The organism is Collinsella sp. OM07-12 (assembly GCF_003438275.1).
Lineage (GTDB): Bacteria > Actinomycetota > Coriobacteriia > Coriobacteriales > Coriobacteriaceae > Collinsella.
In genome coordinates this window covers 41,892-61,102 of the sequence record NZ_QSTQ01000016.1, presented here as the reverse complement: position 1 = coordinate 61,102, position 19,211 = coordinate 41,892, and the positions used below count along the sequence as shown (strand labels likewise).

Annotated in this window: 18 protein-coding genes; 4 read left to right on the top strand and 14 right to left on the bottom strand. The window is 62.6% G+C overall.

Going from position 1 to position 19,211, the window contains the following annotated elements:
* The 13 genes from DXB98_RS07130 to DXB98_RS07070 all read right to left on the bottom strand — a co-directional run.
* Positions 1-302 (bottom strand): hypothetical protein (locus tag DXB98_RS07130; RefSeq protein WP_158553173.1); only part of this gene is annotated, 302 nt, incomplete at its 3' end.
* Positions 303-742: 440 nt separating this feature from the next.
* Positions 743-1,228: a DapH/DapD/GlmU-related protein gene (locus DXB98_RS07125; protein WP_199407146.1), complete on the bottom strand. Its 486-nt coding sequence runs from the start codon at positions 1,226-1,228 to the stop codon at positions 743-745.
* Between the two features lie 5 nt (positions 1,229-1,233).
* Positions 1,234-2,655 (bottom strand): lipopolysaccharide biosynthesis protein, encoded by a 1,422-nt coding sequence (locus DXB98_RS07120; RefSeq protein WP_117743635.1) that lies wholly within the window; start codon positions 2,653-2,655, stop codon positions 1,234-1,236.
* Positions 2,652-3,845, bottom strand: coding sequence for an O-antigen ligase (locus DXB98_RS07115; RefSeq protein ID WP_158553172.1), 1,194 nt, complete (start codon positions 3,843-3,845; stop codon positions 2,652-2,654). The genes DXB98_RS07120 and DXB98_RS07115 overlap by 4 nt, the downstream gene beginning before the upstream one ends.
* A gap of 64 nt (positions 3,846-3,909) precedes the next feature.
* Complete coding sequence (locus tag DXB98_RS07110; protein ID WP_117743633.1) at positions 3,910-4,434, bottom strand: DapH/DapD/GlmU-related protein; 525 nt, start codon at positions 4,432-4,434, stop codon at positions 3,910-3,912.
* Positions 4,431-5,549: a glycosyltransferase gene (locus DXB98_RS07105; protein ID WP_117743632.1), complete on the bottom strand. Its 1,119-nt coding sequence runs from the start codon at positions 5,547-5,549 to the stop codon at positions 4,431-4,433. Before DXB98_RS07105 ends, DXB98_RS07110 begins: the two co-directional genes overlap by 4 nt.
* Positions 5,549-6,868, bottom strand: a complete 1,320-nt coding sequence (locus DXB98_RS07100) for a nucleotide sugar dehydrogenase (protein WP_117743631.1) — start codon at positions 6,866-6,868, stop codon at positions 5,549-5,551. Before DXB98_RS07100 ends, DXB98_RS07105 begins: the two co-directional genes overlap by 1 nt.
* Complete coding sequence (locus DXB98_RS07095) at positions 6,869-7,693, bottom strand: glycosyltransferase family 2 protein (RefSeq protein ID WP_117743630.1); 825 nt, start codon at positions 7,691-7,693, stop codon at positions 6,869-6,871.
* Complete coding sequence (locus tag DXB98_RS07090; protein ID WP_233505122.1) at positions 7,639-8,184, bottom strand: sugar transferase; 546 nt, start codon at positions 8,182-8,184, stop codon at positions 7,639-7,641. Before DXB98_RS07090 ends, DXB98_RS07095 begins: the two co-directional genes overlap by 55 nt.
* 140 nt (positions 8,185-8,324) lie before the next feature.
* Entirely contained in the window at positions 8,325-9,077 is a 753-nt protein-coding gene (locus tag DXB98_RS07085; protein ID WP_233505121.1) for a sugar transferase, read from the bottom strand.
* 85 nt (positions 9,078-9,162) lie between these two features.
* The gene (locus DXB98_RS07080; RefSeq protein ID WP_117743627.1) at positions 9,163-9,753 is read right to left on the bottom strand and encodes a hypothetical protein; all 591 of its coding nucleotides are present in this window, start codon (positions 9,751-9,753) and stop codon (positions 9,163-9,165) included.
* Positions 9,754-10,079: 326 nt separating this feature from the next.
* Positions 10,080-11,843 carry a threonine--tRNA ligase gene (gene thrS, locus DXB98_RS07075; protein ID WP_117743626.1) on the bottom strand — a complete coding sequence of 588 codons (1,764 nt, stop codon included), beginning with the start codon at positions 11,841-11,843 and terminating at the stop codon, positions 10,080-10,082.
* A 229-nt stretch (positions 11,844-12,072) separates the two neighbouring features.
* Positions 12,073-12,504 (bottom strand): zinc ribbon domain-containing protein, encoded by a 432-nt coding sequence (locus DXB98_RS07070; RefSeq protein ID WP_055251579.1) that lies wholly within the window; start codon positions 12,502-12,504, stop codon positions 12,073-12,075.
* A gap of 405 nt (positions 12,505-12,909) precedes the next feature.
* On the opposite strand from DXB98_RS07070, the gene DXB98_RS07065 reads away from it, so the two are divergent.
* The 4 genes from DXB98_RS07065 to DXB98_RS07050 all read left to right on the top strand — a co-directional run bounded on the left by DXB98_RS07065 (position 12,910) and on the right by DXB98_RS07050 (position 17,672).
* Positions 12,910-14,364: an NAD(P)/FAD-dependent oxidoreductase gene (locus DXB98_RS07065; RefSeq protein WP_117743625.1), complete on the top strand. Its 1,455-nt coding sequence runs from the start codon at positions 12,910-12,912 to the stop codon at positions 14,362-14,364.
* A 1-nt stretch (position 14,365) separates the two neighbouring features.
* A complete protein-coding gene (locus tag DXB98_RS07060) occupies positions 14,366-15,712 on the top strand; it encodes an NAD(P)/FAD-dependent oxidoreductase (protein WP_117743624.1) in 1,347 nt (448 codons plus the stop codon).
* A 3-nt stretch (positions 15,713-15,715) separates the two neighbouring features.
* On the top strand, positions 15,716-16,108 hold the full coding sequence (locus DXB98_RS07055; RefSeq protein ID WP_117743623.1) for a DUF1667 domain-containing protein: 393 nt from the start codon (positions 15,716-15,718) through the stop codon (positions 16,106-16,108).
* Between the two features lie 475 nt (positions 16,109-16,583).
* Positions 16,584-17,672 carry a Xaa-Pro peptidase family protein gene (locus DXB98_RS07050; protein ID WP_117743622.1) on the top strand — a complete coding sequence of 363 codons (1,089 nt, stop codon included), beginning with the start codon at positions 16,584-16,586 and terminating at the stop codon, positions 17,670-17,672.
* Between the two features lie 151 nt (positions 17,673-17,823).
* On the opposite strand, the gene DXB98_RS07045 is transcribed toward DXB98_RS07050, so the two are convergent.
* Positions 17,824-19,167 (bottom strand): folylpolyglutamate synthase/dihydrofolate synthase family protein, encoded by a 1,344-nt coding sequence (locus tag DXB98_RS07045; RefSeq protein ID WP_117743621.1) that lies wholly within the window; start codon positions 19,165-19,167, stop codon positions 17,824-17,826.
* Positions 19,168-19,211 lie beyond the last annotated feature (44 nt).

Here is a 19,211-nt window from a genome sequence, read left to right as displayed (position 1 = left end):
CACAGCGTGATGTCCGCATCGGGCGCATGCGACTCCGTCACCGAGTTCTGCCCCACAAGCGTCACGACCAGGTCGCCGCCGGCGCCGATAGCATCGCCCGCGTAGCCGTCGAGCTCCAGATGGCCGGCATCGGTCCAGGACCAACCGGGGCCCGACACGCCCGGCTCGCGGTACGTCGCGCCCGCGATGAACAGGCTCTCCGCGCCCGCGGCACAGGAAGGCCCGCCCAGCAAGACGCATAGGCAGGCCATAGCGACGATCGCAATGTGATGACGGCCGGTGTGGGACTCGGCGGCAAACATACCCGCTCCGATCTTCGCAGGAGCCAATAGAATGTGCACCAGAAAATGCCCTGGTGGCAGCGACTATTAGTTTAGCGAGATCGATGAGGGGGCAAAGAGAAATCGCGTGGACGATGTCCACAATTAGGTGTAAATCGTTTTGCCAGTCGGTGAAAGGAAGGATCAATAATTCCAGACGAAAAAAACACAGCGTTCATCTGCTGTTTCTTTCAGCGAAATAAGCGAACGACATGCCAAGCTTTTGAGCGATAACCAGGTGAGCGGCGATCCATGCACGCTTCTGCCTAAGTCAACAACGACGAACCCAGCATGCGAAGCGGACTGCAGCGCAAGCGGAGGAGCGCCGAGCCCTTGAGTTCAGGCGCTGCCGAACATAACGTCCCCCGGTGCCCCCGCTGACGAGGATTGTCGTTGGTACGGTTTCATTGAAGATGGAACCTCTATCGCTTCTTGATCACCTTCGCAGGCACGCCCGCGACGACCACGCCCTCGGGTACGTCGCGCGTGATGACCGCGCCTGCGCCCACGATGGAGTTCGACCCCACCGTGACCCCGCTCATGACCTGCGCACCGTAGCCCACCCACACGTTGTCGCCGAGTACGATGTCCGCCTCGTCGTGCCCTTGGCGGTTCACGGGGACGTCGGGGTCGGAGTGGCGGTGCATGTCGGTGCGCAGGTGCACGGCGTAGGACACGAGGCAGTCGTCGCCGATGACGATCTTAGCCCCGGGCGAGGCGCACAGCATGCCACCGTTCACGTAGGAATTGCGTCCAATTGTTATGTTCTCAGGATGGCTCAGCGAGACACCCCCCCCCACGTAACTATTCTCCCCGCAGCGGCACAGCGAGGTCTTGTAGGTCCCTAGGCACCTCATGCGGAGTCTCTCGAGGTTGTAGAAGAGCCAGCCGAGGGCGCGAAGCAGCATGCGAATCATCTCCCGACGAAGGACTTGAGGTAGCCTGCGAGCGCGCGCAGCCTAGACGGGCCATACAGCGCGAGTGAGAGGACGAGCAGCGCAGCATCGATAGCGAGCCGAAGGGCCAGTCGATCGGGCAGCGCGAGTGCGACGACGCAGACTGCGACGTAGGGCAGAAGCCCCCTGAGCATGAACGAGCGGTCGCGTATGCTCTGGTAGTAGTGCTCGCCTATCGCCGTCTTGAGCGCGAGGCCCACGGCCGCCGCGCCCCCGACCGAGACGGCTCCGCCGCCCAGCCCGAGCACGGGCACGAGCGCCAGCGAGAGCGCCACGCTCGAGGCGAGCGTGGCGGCAGAGATCAGCAGATTCAGCCCCGACTTCATCTTGAGGTTGATGCCCACCCCCGCCGTCTCGCCGATGGTGTAGCACAGAGGCCCCAGCGCTAGAAACGGTACAAGGCGCGCCCCCGCGGCGTAGTTCGGCTTGAACAGCAGGAACGCGAGGTCGACGATCATGGCGAGCAGCATGCAGGCGCTCACCGCCACCATGACCACGGCCTCGTGTACGCGCATGATTTTCCCCTGCTCGTCGCGCGCATGCTGGTAGACGTAGGGAGCCCAGAAGGCGTTGAAGCCGCTCTGGATGAGGTTGACGGCCAGTGACACGGTGAGGGCCGCCGTGAACACGCTGATGTTGGAGAAGCCCATGAGGGAGCGGATAGCGAACTGCGGCACATAGTTGGTGAGTATCGCGACCAGCCCCGACGCCAAGAGAGGCAGCGAGAAGCGGGCCTCGTCGCAGTAGAGGGAAGCCTCCCCGCGCAGGTCAGGGGCGGCGAGCTGCGCGCGCTCGTGCGCGGCGGCGGCCACCAGGATCGGCAGACAGGCGAGCGCAACCCAGCCGACCGCCACTACGTAGCTCGTGGACACGACCGCCGAGACGATGTAAAGACCCTTTTGGATGACCGATACGGCGCCGGCAAAGATGGTGTAGCCCCACACGTCCTCCGCCATCCGGTAGCGCAGCGAGAAGAACCTGAGCGCGACGACGCACAGCGTGACCAAGCAGATCATCGCCGTCGCTGGCATGCCGACCTCCCCGAACAACCACACCGACAGCGAGTCGTCGAACGCCCACGCCACGAGGCCCGCGGCCACGACGACGCACAAGCACGCCGAGACGCTAAACGTCAGCAGCCTCCTGCGCTGCCCCTCGTCCTTTGCGAGTGGGTAGAAGCGCACGTAGCCCTGGTCGAGCCCGAGGCAGAACAGGGTAAGCAGGACGTTGGTTACCGAGAAGAAGAAGTTGATCTTGCCGAGCGCGTCCTGGTCGTACAGGTGCGTCGACACCGGAACGACGACGAGCGAAAGCACCGCGCTCACGACGCTCACCATCGAGAAGCCGACTATCTTGCCGAGCAGGCCCCCGCGACTCATGAGCCGTCACCCCCGCGCGCAGTTCGCAGTGAGGAGGCCGAGACCGAGATCCCCAGCACCACCCAGAAGAGCAATCCAACGTCGAAGTTGTTCTGCGTGAGCGACACTTCGAGGCACTCGTGCACGAGCACGCCCACCAGCAGGGAGGCACCCACGCACGCCTGCCAGCCGCCTTCCTTCCCGAGGCGCTCCAAGACGAGCCATAGGAGGAGGAGCACAAACACGAGGCCGACCGCGCCGGACTGAAGGATGGTCTGCAGGTAGAGGTTGTGCGAGGAGAAGGACGTCTCGTACACCATGCTTGGGACCATGGAGAGCCCCAGGCCGAACACCTCGTGCCCCTTCACGGCGTCCAAGATCATCTTCCAGACGACCTCGCGGCCCGAGAAAAAGTTCTTGTTCAGCCACTCGCGCGACAACATCTCCAGGGAGTAACCCAGCTGCGTGCCGATCAGCGAGGGGTAGACGACCGTGAAGGCAAGCACCGCGACGAGCACGACGAAGAAGGCAACGCGCGCCACTGCGAGAAACGACCGTTTCTTGGAGACTGCGTGCAGCAGATAGGGTAAGGCCACTACCACGAGAAGCGCGAGCATCGCCGAGCGGCTGTTCGCGAACAGGAGCAGGACGAGCGCCATGGCGAAGACGCATAGGTCGGAGACCTTCGGCTTCGGCCCATCCATGGAGAGTAGCGAAAGGGCGCAGGCGCAAATAAGCACGACGGCGAACGCGTTGCTGTGGACATAGAATGCAGCGTAGTAGTTCGTGACCCGTCCGGACACAAACCAGTAGACCAGGGCAGCGAAGAGCAGGGCGGCGAAGAGCCTCTTAACCTTTGACACGCGCGCGGGCGTCCATTCATAGCTCGAGAAGGCCAGGAGTGTCGCGAGATAGACCGCAGTCTGCACGAGGCGCTCCGCCGCGCTGCCGCCATTCAGCAGCCAGCATATGATTAGATAGCAGAAGAGTCCGACGGATGTCCAGACAAGCCCCCCGTCGAGCCTCATCTTGGTAGCCCCGGCCGAGGCTACGAGGAGCAAGAGCAGGTCCAGCGCAAGGATTGCGGCGTAGAGGGGCGTCTTGAGCGACGAGAGCGCGGCGATCGGCAGGCAAACCAAGCATACGAGGAGGAGGAAGACTATCGTGTTCTCCTCCCGCTCGACCTCCCGCGCCCTCACCAGCGCGCGCACGCGCCCCTTTTCTCGCGAGGGGATCAGGCCCGACCCCCTCGGGCCCGCTCCGCAAAAAGATATGTCAGCAGCACCGCGCATCCGCGCCCCTTTTCTTGATGAGCCGTGCCGGAACCCCACCAACGACGGAGTACGGCTCGACGTCCTTGGTCACGACGGCGCCAGCGGAGAGGATGGAGTGCGCACCCACGTTCACGCCGGGCAGGATGGTGACGCGCCGACCAATCCACACGTCGTCCTCTATGGTCACGGGGCGGTAGTCCTCGTAGCCCTGCTCAATCATGGGCACGTCAACGCGGTCGTGCCTGTGATTGCGGGTAAGCACAACGCAATCCGGCCCCATCATCACGTCGCGACCGATGGTCACCGGCCCGAAGCACTCCGAGTCAATGCCCACCGACGAGCGGTCGCCCACAACGAGGCGAGAGTCGAACTCCGCGCCGTGCTCGATGTTCACGTCACGGCCCAGCTTACAGCCCATCAATCGAGCCACCCCGCCCCGCAGCTTCTTGGCCGGCGGGAAGCGGCGCGAGCGCGGCAGCAGTTTCGCAAGCATGCAGTACAGGCCCCTCGCGACCTTCTCCCTCATCGCGCTTCCTCCATGTTCCTACGGTAAATCTCCTCCACGCGGTCGAAGCAGACGCCCACCTCGTAGGCGCGCTCCACGTAGGCTCGGCCCTCGGCCCCCATGCGGGCGCGGCGAGCCGGGTCGTCGGCAAGCGCCTCCAAGGCATCGGCGAGGGCCGCCGGGTCGCGCCGGGGCGTGACGACGGCCGTGTGCCCGCCGTCGCAGGCCTCCATAAGGCCAGGGATGTCCGATATGATAAGTGGGGTTCCGCTCGCCTGCGCCTCGACCGCGGAGACGCCAAAGCTTTCGCTTTCGCTTTCGCTTTCTACTATTGCGATGTCGAGGCCCGCCCACTCCCGCGCGGCCTCCTCCTGCGGGATGAAGCCGAGCCAGTCGAGGTACCCGTCCATGCCGAGCCTCGTGGCGAGTGCCTTCAGCTCGGCCTCCATGGTGCCCTTGCCCGCGATGCGCACGCGCACGCCCAGGTCTGGCCTGCGGTCATGCAGGAGCGCGCAGCCGCGCAGCAGCGTGTCGATGCCGTACTTGCGTTCAAGCGCCTTCACGGTGCCCACCACGAGGCCCTCGTGGGGCTCACGCTTGCGAGGCGAGAAGAGCCCCATGTCCACGCCAAAGGGCGTTATCTCGAAGTCGCGCCCCGTGTACTTGGCACACTCCTCGGCCATAGCGCGGCTCGTGGACATGAGCCAGGCAGGCTTGGCGAGCGAGCGCCGGACGACGGCGCGGTGCAGTGGGGACTTGCGCGGGAAATCGTAGACGTCGGAGCCCCAGACCGAGAGGTAGTACGGGCGCCTGCACGCGAGCGACGCCACAAGCCCGTAGCTCGAGGCATAGTGAGCGTGCACGACGTCGGGGTCCAGCTCCTCGATGAGGCGGCGCGCCACGCCGACGGTGGAGAGGTAGCCGAGCTTCTGCAACTCCGAACCCTGGCGGGCGCTGGGGTTTTGCAGGTAGTGGACGGTGACGTTTTTCAGTTCGCGGATGGCTTCGGAGCGGCACTCCTCAAGGGAGAGGACGTGAACCCCGTAGCCCCGGAGCGAAAACTGGGACGCCCACTTGTAGGTGTGGTAGTTGTCGGCATTCGCTAAGTAACATATCGTCGTGGTCTTCTGCCGCACTACAGCCTCCAGTACCGGTACCCAGCGAACTCCGCCTTAGGCAGGACGCTCTTCACGTCCACGAGCACCTTCTCGGCGTCGGGCTTGTCGGCGAAGAGGGCCTTCACGTCGTCGCTGCTCATATCGCGGAACTGGCGGTGCGCCACCGCGACGATGAGGCAGTCGAGGTCGCGCAGCTCCTCCATGGGAACAAGGTCAACCCCGTAGGCAGCCTTGGCGTCAGCCGGGTCAGCCCAGGGGTCGCAGACCTGGGGCGCGATGCCGTACTGGCGCAGGCGAGCGAGAATGTCGTCCACCTTGGAGTTGCGCACGTCGGGACAGTCCTCCTTGAAGGTGAGTCCAAGCACGGCCACGCGCGACTTCGCGGGGGCAAGCCCGGCCTGTACCATCTCGCGGATGGCCGCGTCGGCCACGAATCCGCCCATGCCGTCGTTCACCTTGCGGCCGGAAAGGATAATCTGGCTGTGGTAGCCGAGCTTCTCGGCCTCGTAGGTGAAGTAGTAGGGGTCGACGCCGATGCAGTGCCCGCCCACCAGGCCCGGTCGGAAGCCCAAGGCGTTCCACTTGGTGTTCATGCCCTCGATGACCTCGGAGGTGTCGATGCCCATGCGGTCGAACACCATCGCGAGCTCGTTCATGAAGGCAATGTTTATGTCGCGCTGCGAGTTCTCGACGACCTTCACGGCCTCGGCGGTCTTGATGGTCGAGACCGGGAAGGTCCCAGCGGCGATCACGATGTCGTAGACCCTGCGGATGAGCTCGGCGGACTCGTCGTCCATGCCCGAGACCACCTTGCGGATGGTCGTAAGGGTATGCACGCGGTCGCCGGGGTTGATGCGTTCGGGGCTGTAGCCCACCTTGAAGTCCTCTCCGCACCTGAGGCCGGATTCACGCTCGAGAATCGGCACGCAGACGTCCTCGGTGACGCCCGGGTAGACGGTGGACTCGTAGACCACGATGCTGCCGGGCTTCAGGTGCTTGCCCAGCGTCTCCGACGCGCCGATGACGGGCGTTAGGTCGGGCGTCTTGTCCTGGTTCACGGGCGTGGGCACGGCCACGATGTGGAAGCGGGCCTCCTCTAGGCGCGTCGGGTCGGCCGTGAAGTCCACGGTCGTGTGAGCCAGGGCCTCGTCGCCTACCTCATTGGTGGCATCGTGGCCCTGCTTGTACTGCTCGACCTTGGCCTCGTTGATGTCGAAGCCGATGACGGGGACGTGCTTGGCGAACTCGACGGCGATGGGCATGCCAACGTAGCCGAGGCCTACGAGCGAGAGCTTGGCGTCACCTGCGAGCAGATCTTCGTAAAGGGTTGTGAACATTTAAAAACTTCCTATTCTCTTGAGGGTTGCGTGGAACATCTGCCAGAACAGACAGTAGGCGGCGTACGGTAGCCACAGCCGCTCGATCTGTCTGTAGAGCATCCATGTGTTGCGGACGGCGGAGAGCTTGTTCGAACTGAGCGAGCCCGCCCGCTTACGGTTCGCCGCGAGTACTTCGTCGAGGCCGTGCAGCCTGTGGCCCGCCTTGATGACCTGGAGCCATGTGGCGGCGTCCTGCCTTTTGCGGATGTCGGGCATCACGAGAAGCGCCCGGTCCACGACGGCGGTGTCGAACATGACGGTGTGGCTGCACGTGGGCGGCTTGGTGAGGAAGCGGTGGTAGCCCACCTCGGCGTCCACGTGGACGTAGTTGCGATGATCCCCGTCCTCGTTCACCGTCTCGTAGGAGGTAAAGCACGCGCCTATGCGGCGGTCGCGCATGAAGCCGAGCTGGCGCTCGAGCTTCTCCGGCATCCAGTAATCGTCGGAGTCGAGGTAGGCGATGAAGCGGCCGCGCGCGTTCTCGAGGGCTCTGTTGCGGGCCTTGGCAGCGCCGCCGTTCTCGGGCTGTCGAAAAACGCGGAAGCGCGGGTCGCGGGCGGCGTAGGCGTCGGCCATCGCCGCGGAGCCGTCCGCGGAGCAGTCGTCCACGAGGATGGCCTCCCAGTCAGGCACCGTCTGCGCGACGAGCGAGTCCAAGGCCTCGGGAAGATACTTCTCGCAGTTGTAGAGCGGGATGATCACGCTCACCAAGGGCTTTGCATCCATGGTCATCGCCCAGTCCTCCTTTTTCCAAACATGGCACCGAAAGTGCCTGTAAAACATTTCCAGTCCATTCCGAAGCAACGGTTCCGCACGTAATGGAGCTCGATCTTCTGGCGCAGGCCACTCTCAAAGGTCGCGCCGTTGCGCTCAGTGGCCTGCCATAGGCCCGTGATGCCCGGGGCAACGCTCAACAGCTCTTCCTTCTCCTCGTCGGAGAAGTGCTGTTCCAGCTCATCACGTGTGATGGGACGTGGTCCGATAACGGACAAATCGCCCTTGAGCACGTTGAGGAACTGCGGCACCTCGTCGATGGAGCACTTACGGATGAACCTGCCCACCCTGGTGATGCGCGGGTCATCGTCGACCTTGCGCTCAACTTCCCACTGGTGCAGCTGCTCGGGACTCAGGTACTTGTGTACGTCGCTGGCGTCTGCCACCATGCTGCGGAGCTTAAGCACGCGGATCACCCGGCCTCCCCTGCCCACGCGCTCCTGCGTGTAGACCGGGCAGCCCGGTGACTCCGCGCATATCGCAGCGCAGACACAGGCCATGGGAATCGCCAGCACCGCGGTGCATCCGGCGCTGAAAGCTATGTCGAATGTTCTCTTGCATATGCGGTAGAAGAGGGTCCCCGTAGGTTTCCTAGGCATGGGCTAGCACCCCGCCAACGAAAAAGTCTCGGGAGATGCCTCTAGCAGGCACCCCCCCCCGTTATCATTTCGACGACCGTGAGCGCTACGATCTTCAGGTCGGTGGCCACACCGCGCTTAGCGATGTACTCAAGATCGCGGCGGACCATGCCGTCGAAGTCGGTATCGTTGCGCTCCGTCACCTGCCACCAGCCGGTGATCCCAGGCTTTACGGCCAGGCGCTGCAGGTCGTACTCGGTGTACTCCGCGACCTCGTTCGGCAGCGGCGGGCGCGGGCCCACGACTGACATCTGGCCCAGGAACACATTGAGGAACTGCGGGAACTCGTCGATGGAGTGCTTGCGGATGAACCTCCCGATCCTGGTGACGCGCGGGTCGTCCTTCATCTTGAACATGGCGCCGGCGATCTCGTTCTGCTCCTTGAGCTCGGCGAGACGCTCGTCGGCGTCCTTGTACATGCTGCGGAACTTCCACATGCGGAAGGTAGTCAGGCTGCCGTCGGGTCGGGTCTGGCCCACGCGGATCTGGCTATAGAAGGGGTTGCCCGCGCTCTCCAGGCGGATGGCCGCAGCCAAAATCAGGCTCGGAATGGCGATGACGGCCAGCACACAACCGCTGAACACGATGTCGAAGGCGCGCTTGACGGCGCGGTAGGCAAGGCGCGAGTTGTCCCAGTCCATGATGGATTGCATGGCCTTATATCGACCGGCGCCTTCACGCCGGTCCATGGCCTGAGCAATCAGCGCCGCCCCTACGGGCGCATTGCTCTCTGTCACTTCTTTATTAGCAGTCACGATAAAACTTACGTCCCTGTCCCCAGGAACCCCCCCCCCGTCCATGAATTCAAAAAACGAATGATTTGCCGGTGCAACGTCTCCCTTACGTTTTGCTGGGCACGTCGAGCGCAAGCAGCTCCCTAAATGCGGAGTCGCCTTCGCCTACGTCCACCAGGCACCAGCGCTTATGACGGTCGATCTTTTTAACTCGGGCCTCTTGCCCCACCAAGGGACCCTGTTCTATGTGCAGTACGCCGTCTTCTATGCGCGCGACGCTGTTGCGTACCACGCCGTCATCGTCCAGCACGCTGCGGTACCAGTCCTGCGCATCGTCCGGCATGGGCATGTACGCCCGCTCCCTACTGCCGGCGATGCGGCAGCCAAAGCTCAGCTGAGCCAGGGCCCTATCGAGAGAAGCGGCATCGTGCGTGGCGACGAAGAAATATTCCTTGTACATAGGTTTGGTTTGGAGCGACCAGGCGCCATCCCGCTTAAACCAGAACTCCTTTTGCATCACAAAAGCGTCCTGCATCAGCTCGTGCGGGATAATGCGGCGGACCTTTTCGCAGGTCTCACGCTCTTTACCGTTGGGGGTGTGGACCAGATACCAGCGGACGCGGCCGTGTTGGCTGTTGATGGTGGCGCCGTTAAAAGCGCCCGGCAACTGCTCTTGGCGCCGTGCCGTCTGTTCCATGTTCTCGCCCCCTCTTTTGGCTTTGCGATGCACGCAAATGCAGGGGCGTTTAGAACAGGCTTCTCGCTCGCAGCTAGGCGCAGTCGCAAAAGTACAGGTTTTTGTATCTTTCGACTGACGACATTATACGAGCAATTAATCAGCGTTTGCCCAGATTACGCAAAATGTACTGCTAGTAGGTACATCTCCATACCCCTCTATAAAAACCTGTACCTTTTTGTGCAACAAAAAAAGCCGCTCAACCAGCGGCTTTTCTAATTTCGTCATGAAAAAAGGCGACCGCCCTTTGTGGACGGTCGCCTTTGTTAATTGTTGTGAAGTTTGCCTTAGGCGCGAGTCTTGATCTCCTCGAGCACCTTGGCAACAAACTCGTCAACGCTCATCTGAACGGTCTCGTTGGAGCGATCGCGGACGGAGATGTTGCCGGCCTCGACCTCCTTCTCGCCCAGGATGAGCATGTAGGGCACGCGGTCGATGCTGCGGGCCTCGCGGATCTTGTAGCCGATCTTCTCGTCGCGATCGTCGCAGACCACGCGAATGCCGGCCTCCTCCAACTTGGCGCATACCTCGTGAGCGTAGTCGCGGCTCTTCTCAGAGACGGGAAGTGCCTTGACCTGCACGGGGGCCAGCCAGGTGGGGAACTTGCCCGCAAAGTGCTCAATCAGAATACCAATGAAGCGCTCGATGGAGCCAAAGCACACGCGATGCAGCATGATGGGGCGCTTCTTGGTGCCGTCAGCGTCAACATACTCCAGGTCAAAGTTGAGCGGCATCTGGAAGTCGAGCTGGACGGTGCCGCATTGCCAGGTACGGCCGAGCGAGTCCTCCAGGTGGAAGTCGATCTTGGGGCCGTAGAAGGCGCCGTCGCCCTCGTTGACCTCGTAGTCCATGTGCAGCTGCTCCAGAGCGGTACGCAGGCCTTCCTCAGCGCGCGCCCAGTCCTCGTCGGAGCCCATGGAGTCCTCGGGGCGGGTGGAAAGCTCAACGTGGTACTTAAAGCCAAACTTTTGGTACACGGAATCGATGAGGTTGACCACGCCCACGATCTCGTCGGTCAGCTGGTCGGGACGCACAAACAGGTGGGCGTCGTCCTGGTTAAAGCAGCGCACACGGAACAGGCCGTGCAGGGCGCCGCGCAGCTCGTGGCGGTGCACCAGGCCAATCTCGCCGGCGCGAATGGGCAGCTCGCGATAGGAGTGCGGCTTGGAGGCGTACACCAGCACGCCGCCCGGGCAGTTCATGGGCTTAATGCAGTACTCTTCGTCGTCGATGACGGTGGAGTACATGTTGTCCTTGTAGTGGTCCCAGTGGCCCGAGGTCTTCCACAGCTGCTTGTTCATGATGAGCGGCGTGGAGATCTCCACGTAGCCGGCCTTGTGGTGGATCTCGCGCCAGTAGTCCAGCAGCGTGTTCTTAAGGATCATGCCGTTGGGCAGGAAGAACGGGAAGCCAGGGGCCTCGTCGCGCATCATAAAGAGGTCCATCTCGCGGCCGATCTTGCGGTGGTCGCGCTTCTTGGCCTCCTCCAGCATGTGCATGTGCTCGTCGAGCTCTTCCTTGGTGGCAAAGGCGACGCCGTTGATGCGGGTGAGCATCTTGTTGTCCTTGTCGCCCTTCCAGTAAGCACCCGAGACGCCGGTAAGCTTAAAGGCCTTCAGGGCCTTGGTGTAGCAGATGTGGGGACCGACGCACATGTCGATGTAGTCGCCCTGCTGGTAGAAGGTGATGCGGGCGTCGTCGTCCAGGTCGCCGATGTGCTCGACCTTGTACTTCTCGCCGCGCTCCTCCATAAGGGCGATGGCCTCGGCGCGGGGCTTCTCGTACACGGTGAACTTGAGATTCTCCTTGACGATCTTTTTCATCTCGGCCTCGATCGCGGGGAAGTCGTCCTCGCTGATCTTGACGCCCTCGGGCAGGTCGACGTCGTAGTAGAAGCCGTTGTCGGTCGCGGGGCCGTAGGCAAAGTCGGCCTGGGGGTATAGGCGCTTGATGGCCTGCGCCATGATGTGCGCGGCGGAGTGGCGGATGACGTGCGTGACCTCGTCCTGCGGGAGCTCGGCCACCGAACCGTCATTGTAGAGTGCCTTCATGGGTATGTTTTCTCCTCTCGGATGCCTGATGCAAGTGCGTGCTATGCGCTCGGCGTTTTTGACTTGCATCATTATAGGCAGGTTGCCTTGGTATACAAGCGCCCGCCGCACCTTAATGGCACGGCGGGCGATTTTCTACGCATGCTTCATCGTGTGGGGCGGGTTGCGCGTGTGGCTCGCACGGGATGCGCGGTGCCCGTGGCTTGCGGCCGGCCCGGCGATGGATGCGCTACTGAATGCGAGTTCGGCAGTAGGGGCAGACCTTCCAGTGCGCATCGAGCGGGCGATGGCAGCTGGGGCATACGTTGCGAACCTGGGTGTCGCACACCGGGCAGACGACGAAGTCCTTCTCGATGGGCGCGCCGCACTGCGGGCAGGTGCCGTACTGGGCAAGTTGGCGCTCGCGCAGGGCCATGTCCAGCTCCTGCTCCTCGCGGTCGGACGCATAGGAGTGCGGGCGCAGGACCAGGTAGGCGATGAGGCCTACAAACGGGATGAGGGCGATGATGCCCCATGCCACGTAGGCGCTGGCGCCGCGGCGGCGAGCGTCGATGAACACATAGACGACCGACAGCACATACAGGGCGATGATAAAGCCAACGAAGGCATAGACGACGCCCATGAGCTGCGGCGACATGAGCTCGGAGATGTACTTGGACATTACGGGTACCTTTCGGAATATTTACAGTATGGTCAAGTTTACCACGGGGTTTGTTTATATGGGACCACGGCTAGGGGCGGGGCTGGCGCGGACACAAACATCTCAATCTGTAACTGGTGGAAGCGGAATCCGGGTCTAGGTGTTACAGATCGAGACGCAGGGGCCCCTCCCCAACTTCAATCTCGATCTGTAACACGTAGGACCGTAATTCCTCTCTTACTGTTACAGGTCGAGACAAACGGTTGCCGTAGCTGTCGGCAGACGAGGTTATCGACGTTACTGAGTCTCCCCTCGTCTGCCGTTAGCGGGTACAGCGGGGCTGTTCGCCGCATTGCCGCCGCACTGAGGGTGTGCAGACCGTAGGATAGTCTTATTGACAGCCTGTCAACTCGTCTGGGAGGCACTGTGACAGAAACGTTTGATATCGCGATTGTCGGCGCGGGCATCACCGGATGCGCCATCGCGCGGCAGCTCGCGCGCTATGACCTGTCCATTTGCGTGGTCGAGGCGGCTAACGATATTGCGCTGGGCGCGTCGAAGGCCAACGGCGGCCTGGTGCACGCTGGCTACGATCCGGCGCCGGGCACGGTTAAGGCCCAGGTCAACGCTCGTGGTTGTGAGCTGTACGGTACGTGGGCGCAGGAGCTGGGCTTTTTGTTCCGTCGCACCGGATCGATGGTGTTGGGCTTTAACGACGAGGACCGCGCGCATCTGGAGCAGCTGCGGTGCAACGGCCTTGCCAACGGCGTGCCCGAGCTGTCGATCATCGGACCCGACCGCATCCACGAATTAGAGCCGCGCGCCAGTGCCGATGCAACGTGCGCGTTGTGGTGCCCCTCCACTGGCTTTGTCGACCCGTTTGAGGTTGCCATCGCCGCGCTGGAGAACGCCGTGGCCAACGGGGTGACGTTTATGCGCTCCGCACCGGTGGAGGCGATTGAAGTCGCAGGCTCGGGCGACGACGCGCGCTTTACGCTGGCGACCCCTGCTGGCAGCGTGCGCTGCCGCTACCTGATCAACGCCGCGGGCAACGGCGCCGCCGACATCTCGCATATGGCGGGCGCCGAGGAGTTCCAGATGGTCTGGCGTCAGGGCAACATCGTGGTGCTGGACAAGGAGCCGCGTGCGCTTATGCCGCTCTACCCCGTGCCCACGCCGTTGTCCAAGGGCGTTATCGTCACGGGCACGGTCCACGGCAACACCGTGATCACCGCCACGGCTGCCGTGCGTGAGCCGGGCGACACGCAGACCTATGCGAGCGATGTGAACGCGCTGCTGACCGGCGCGCGCAAGCTGGTGCCCGATCTGGACACGCGCCGCGTGGTGCGCGCGTTTGCCGGCGGGCGTCCGGTCATTCAGGGAACGAACGACTTCTTTATTGGACAGTCGGCCGTGGTGCCGGGGCTTTTCCAGGCGGCGGGCATTCAGTCGCCGGGTGTGGCAAGCGCGCCAGCCATTGCCGAGCGCATGGAGCACGTGATGCGCAAGGCGGGCGTTGCTTTGCGCGGACGGGCCGATTGGGATCCGATTCGACACGCGCCGGACGACTTCGACCGAGCGCCGCTTGCACGCAAGGAGGAGCTCATTGAGTCCGACCCTGCATGGGGGCAGATCGTCTGCCGCTGCGAGACAGTGCCCGAGGCCGAAATCGTGGCCGCGATTCGATGCCGCCCGGGTGCGGTTTCGGTCGAGGGCGTCAAGCGGCGCTGCCGTGCGGGCATGGGTCGGTGCCAGAGTGGCTTTTGCCAGAGCCGCGTAGTGGCGATCCTAGCGCGCGAGCTGGGCTGCGACCCCAGCGAGGTGCTGTTGGAGGACGCTGGCTCATGGCTCGTTGAGGGACCTTTGAAGGGGGTGCGCTAGGATGGCGGAATTCAAATCGAGCGCGATTGATGGCGATGGCGTTGAGGCCGTGGCAACGCAGGCCTTCGACGTGGTCGTTATCGGCGGCGGACCTGCCGGCATGGCGGCCGCGCTTTCCGCGCATAAGGCCGGCGCGCACGTGGCCATCGTGGAGCGCGAGCAGCATCTGGGTGGCATCCTGCGACAGTGCATTCACCCGGGCTTTGGACTGTCGCACTTTAAGCAGGAACTCACCGGTCCCGAGTACGCGCAGCGCTTTATCGACCAGGTGCGCGCGACCAACATTGCGCTGTTCTTGGACAGCATGGTGATAGGGGTTGATTCGGGCGAGTCCGCGGAAGACGCCGCGGTCCACACCGTCACGCTCATGAGCCCCACCGGTATGCTGCAGCTCATCGGGCGCGCGGTCGTCCTTGCCATGGGTTGCCGCGAGCGCACGCGCAGCGAGATCAAGATCCCCGGCAGCCGACCCGCCGGCGTGTTTACGGCCGGCCTAGCGCAGCGATACATCAATATCGAGAACCTCAAACCCGGCTCGCGCGCCGTCATTTTGGGCTCGGGCGACATCGGGCTGATCATGGCGCGCCGCTGCACGCTCGAGGGGATTTCGGTCGAGGGTGTGTACGAGCTCATGCCGTACGCCAACGGCCTGCGTCGCAATGTTAAGAACTGCCTGGAAGACTTTGGCATTCCACTGCATCTGTCTACCACGGTCACGCGTGTGATCGGGCACGATCGTGTGGAGGCTGTCGAGGTAAGCCAGGTCGACGAGCATCTTGCACCCATTCCGGGAACCGAGCGCATCGTTCCGTGCGACACGCTACTGCTTTCGGTGGGCCTGATTCCCGAGAACGAGCTTTCGGTTGCCGCGGGCGTGGAGCTGGACCCACGTACGCGCGGCGCCGTGGTGGACCAGAGCCTGCAGACGGGCGTGCCGGGCATATTTGCCTGCGGCAACGTGCTGCACGTGCACGACCTGGCCGACAACGTGACGACCGAGTCCGAAAGGGCTGGCGCAGCTGCAGCGGCGTACGCGCTGGGGACCGGCGTGGGCGCCGTTCCGGACTGCGAGCTCACGGTCTCCCCAGCCGGCATCGCGGGATACGCACTGCCGGGACGCATTACGGCTGTGGCGCTCACCAAGCTCAACTTCCGGGTGCGCCGACCGGTCGACGCCGCCCGCGTGCGTATTCTGGCAGGCGACGAGGAACTGTTTGCGGGCAAGGGCCGCGCGTTTAAGCCGAGCGTTATGGAAAGCTTCCCGCTGCCGGCAAAGGTCATCCAGCAAGCGCTCGACCTGGGCGCCAGCGAGATTGTCCTATCCGTCGATCCCGTCGAGGAGGCATAGACTATGAGCGATAACGTGATCGAAACGCTGCAGTTCAACTGCACGACCTGCCCATCCGAATGCCTTCTGACCGTAAAGGTGGAGCGCGACGCCAATAGCGCCGTGGTGGAAGTGCGCTCCGTAACCGGCAACAACTGCCCGCGCGGCGATAAGTTCGCACATCAGGAGCTCACCTGCCCTATGCGCGTGCTCACGACGACCGTGGCCGTCTCCGGCGGCGACGAAGCCCTGCTCCCCGTACGCACATCCGAAGCCATCCCGCTAGAACTCCACGCCCAAGCCATGAACCTCATCCGAGGCCTAGTCGTCAACGCCCCCATCCGCATGGGAGACGTCGTGCTTGAGAACCTCCTAGACACCAACATCAACCTAATCGCCAGCATGGACATCGAGTAGCTAATTTGGGACGGGGCTCTTTTAGCTACCCCGCCATCCACCCCGCCCCTCCTCAATTGCGGTGAAATAGTTCCTGATTTCCGCCAAAACCCCGGCATCCAGGAACTATTCCACCGCAACTATCCTTGGAATCGGAATTAAGATTGTGCCTACTTTAGTGCCATTTCAAAACTATGCCGGATTACGGGGCTAATTCGGAGACCCCCCATCCATACAGACATTTTTCGATATTTGATAAGCCGTCTACCTGCGGTTTTAATCTCGCGATTTTTCCCATGGTCAAATAATACAGGTCCAGCCCCGTAATCCACCATACTTTTGAAACCAGCCCATTTGGAATGGGCCTCTTTTGACATCTTTTACTGCTTGATAGGCTGGTCATGCCAAGGAGTGTCCCGAAGTGCCGGCATAAAAGGAACGTCCCTATGTGCCGGGCTTGGGATACCATGGTGGCACCCTAGCGAAAGGATGTTTCATGGCACATGTCGATGACCAGCGCGTGGCGCGCGTGCTCGATGCGCTCGAGGCTCAGCACCCCGGCGCACAGCTGCTCGTAAACGACCCGTGGTCGATCTATTACCTGACCGGCTTTTATGCCGATATGTTCGAGCGTTTTTGCGGCGTGCTGCTCGCGCGCGGCGCCGAGCCGGTGATCCTAGTCAACGCCCTGCACCAGCTGCCAGAGTATGACAATGCCCGCGTTGCCTACCACACCGATACCGATGTCGTGACCGATGCCATCGCTCGCGAGATCGATCCGACCAAGCCGCTCGGCATCGACACTGTCATGCGTTCCGGCTTTTTGATGCCGCTCATGGAGCGCCATGCCGCCAGCGAGTTTTTCCTGGGTGATTTTGCCGTGACCGCCGCGCGAACCTACAAAGACGCCGCCGAGCAGGAACTCATGCGCGTGTCCTCGGCAGCCAACGACGCCGTGATGGCCGATGCAATCAAGCTCGTCCATGAAGGCGTGACGGAACGAGAAATTGCCGACCAAATGCTCGGCCTGTACCGCAAGCACGGCTGCGAGGGCTTTAGCTTTCCGCCCATCGTGAGCTTTGGCGCCAACGCCGGCGACCCGCACCACGAGCCCAACGGCACCGTGCTCAAGCGCGGCGACGTGGTGCTTTTCGACATTGGCGGACGCCATCGCAACTACTGCTCGGACATGACGCGCACGTTCTTTTGGGGCGAGCCGGACGAGGAGACGGCACACATCTACGACATCGTGCGCCGCGCTAACGAAGCCGCCGAGGCACTCATCGCACCGGGCGTTCGCATGTGCGACCTGGACCGCGCCGCGCGCGACGTGATTGAGGACGCAGGCTACGGCAAGTACTTTACGCATCGCCTGGGCCACTCGATCGGTCTGCAGGACCACGAGCCGGGCGACGTCTCGCTGGTCAACGAGCAGGTCGTAGAGCCAGGCATGACGTTCTCCATCGAACCGGGCATCTACCTCCCCGGCCGCACCGGCGTCCGCATCGAGGACCTAGCCCTGGTGACCGAGAACGGCGTCGAGATTCTCAACGCCTACCCCCACGAAGCTACGCGCCTAGACTAGGCTCATCCCCAACTGAAGAGGAAACTTGGGTAGCTAATTTGGGACGGGGCTTTTTTAGCTGCCCTATGTCAAATGTGGTTTCCTGCTTCGAAGACTCCGGGTAGGGTAGCTAAAAAAGCCCCGTCCCAAATTAGCTACCCTCCAGGATGGGTTAACGGAGCAGGCCGGCTACTTCGCCGGCTAGGGTGATGGTGCCGGCTGCTACGAAGGACTCGCCCGCGGCATCGAGGGCCGCGAGGGCCTCAGGCACGCTCGCGTACACGCCCGCGAGCTTATCGGCGTCCACCAGGGCGGCAAGCTCCTCCGCCGGCAGGGCGCGATCGGAATCGGTCTGGGTCACGACCACGCGGGGGAACGCCGGAACCAGAACGTCAACGATGCCCGCCACGTCCTTATCGGCCAGCGCGGCACACAGCAGCGTGGGGCGGTTCTCCACGCACGGATCGATCTCGTCCAGCGCGCTCACAAAGTTCTCGCAGCTCTGGGGATTATGACAGGCGTCGATCAACTTGAGCGGATCGGTTCCCAGCACATCAAAGCGACCCGGCGTGGGGCAGCCCATAAGCGAAGCATCAAGCTTGTCATGGTCGAGCTCGCGGCCCAGATAACCCTCGCACAGCATAATCGCACACGCTGCATTCTGCGGCTGATACGCCGGCTTCACCATGCTCGACGCATAGATCGCACGCGGCGTAGTGCAGCTAAACTCCACCGTGTCGCCCACACGCGCCGGCACCTTAGTCGTGGCGTGGCTCACCACGAGCGGCACGATGCCGCACTCGCGGCAACGGGCATCCATCACGCGCTGAACGCTCGCCTCGTGCGTGCCCTCGCCCAAAACAACCAAGCGCCCGGGTTTGATAACCGCAGCCTTCTCCCCCGCAATGGCCTCGAGCGTATCGCCCAAAATGCGCGTGTGATCGAGCCCAATGCCCGTAATGGCAACGGCGACGGGATCGGTCGCGCTCGTGGCGTCCCAACGGCCGCCCATGCCAACCTCGAGCACGGCAACATCCACCGCAGCCTCGGCAAACACTACCAGTGCGGCAGCCGTCAGCAGATCAAACGGCGTGATGGAATAGGCGCGCTCCCCCGCCGCCACACGGTGCGCATTCACGCGACGCCCCGCCTCGACAGCCGCCGAAACGCCACGGGCAAAGGTCTCGTCACTCACGACGCGCCCATCGACCTCCATGCGCTCGGGATAGTGAACAAGCTGCGGCGACGTATACAGTGCGCACTTAAGCCCCTCGCCGCGAAGGATAGCAGCCGAAAAACGCGTGGTCGAAGTCTTGCCATTGGTACCAGCAACCTGAATGCAATCGAAATACTCGTCCGGACGCCCCAGCTCATCGAGCATATCGACAACCGTCTCAAGCAGAGGCCCAGCATCCCCAGAAATCCGCCCCGTATCAGCAGCCAGCCCCACAGCTTCACCAAACGAAAGCAAATCAAACTCAAAAGGAACGGTATACAAGCCAGAACGCTTAGGCATATTCAGAACCGCCATTCATAGAAAAATAAAACAGTATAGGTTGA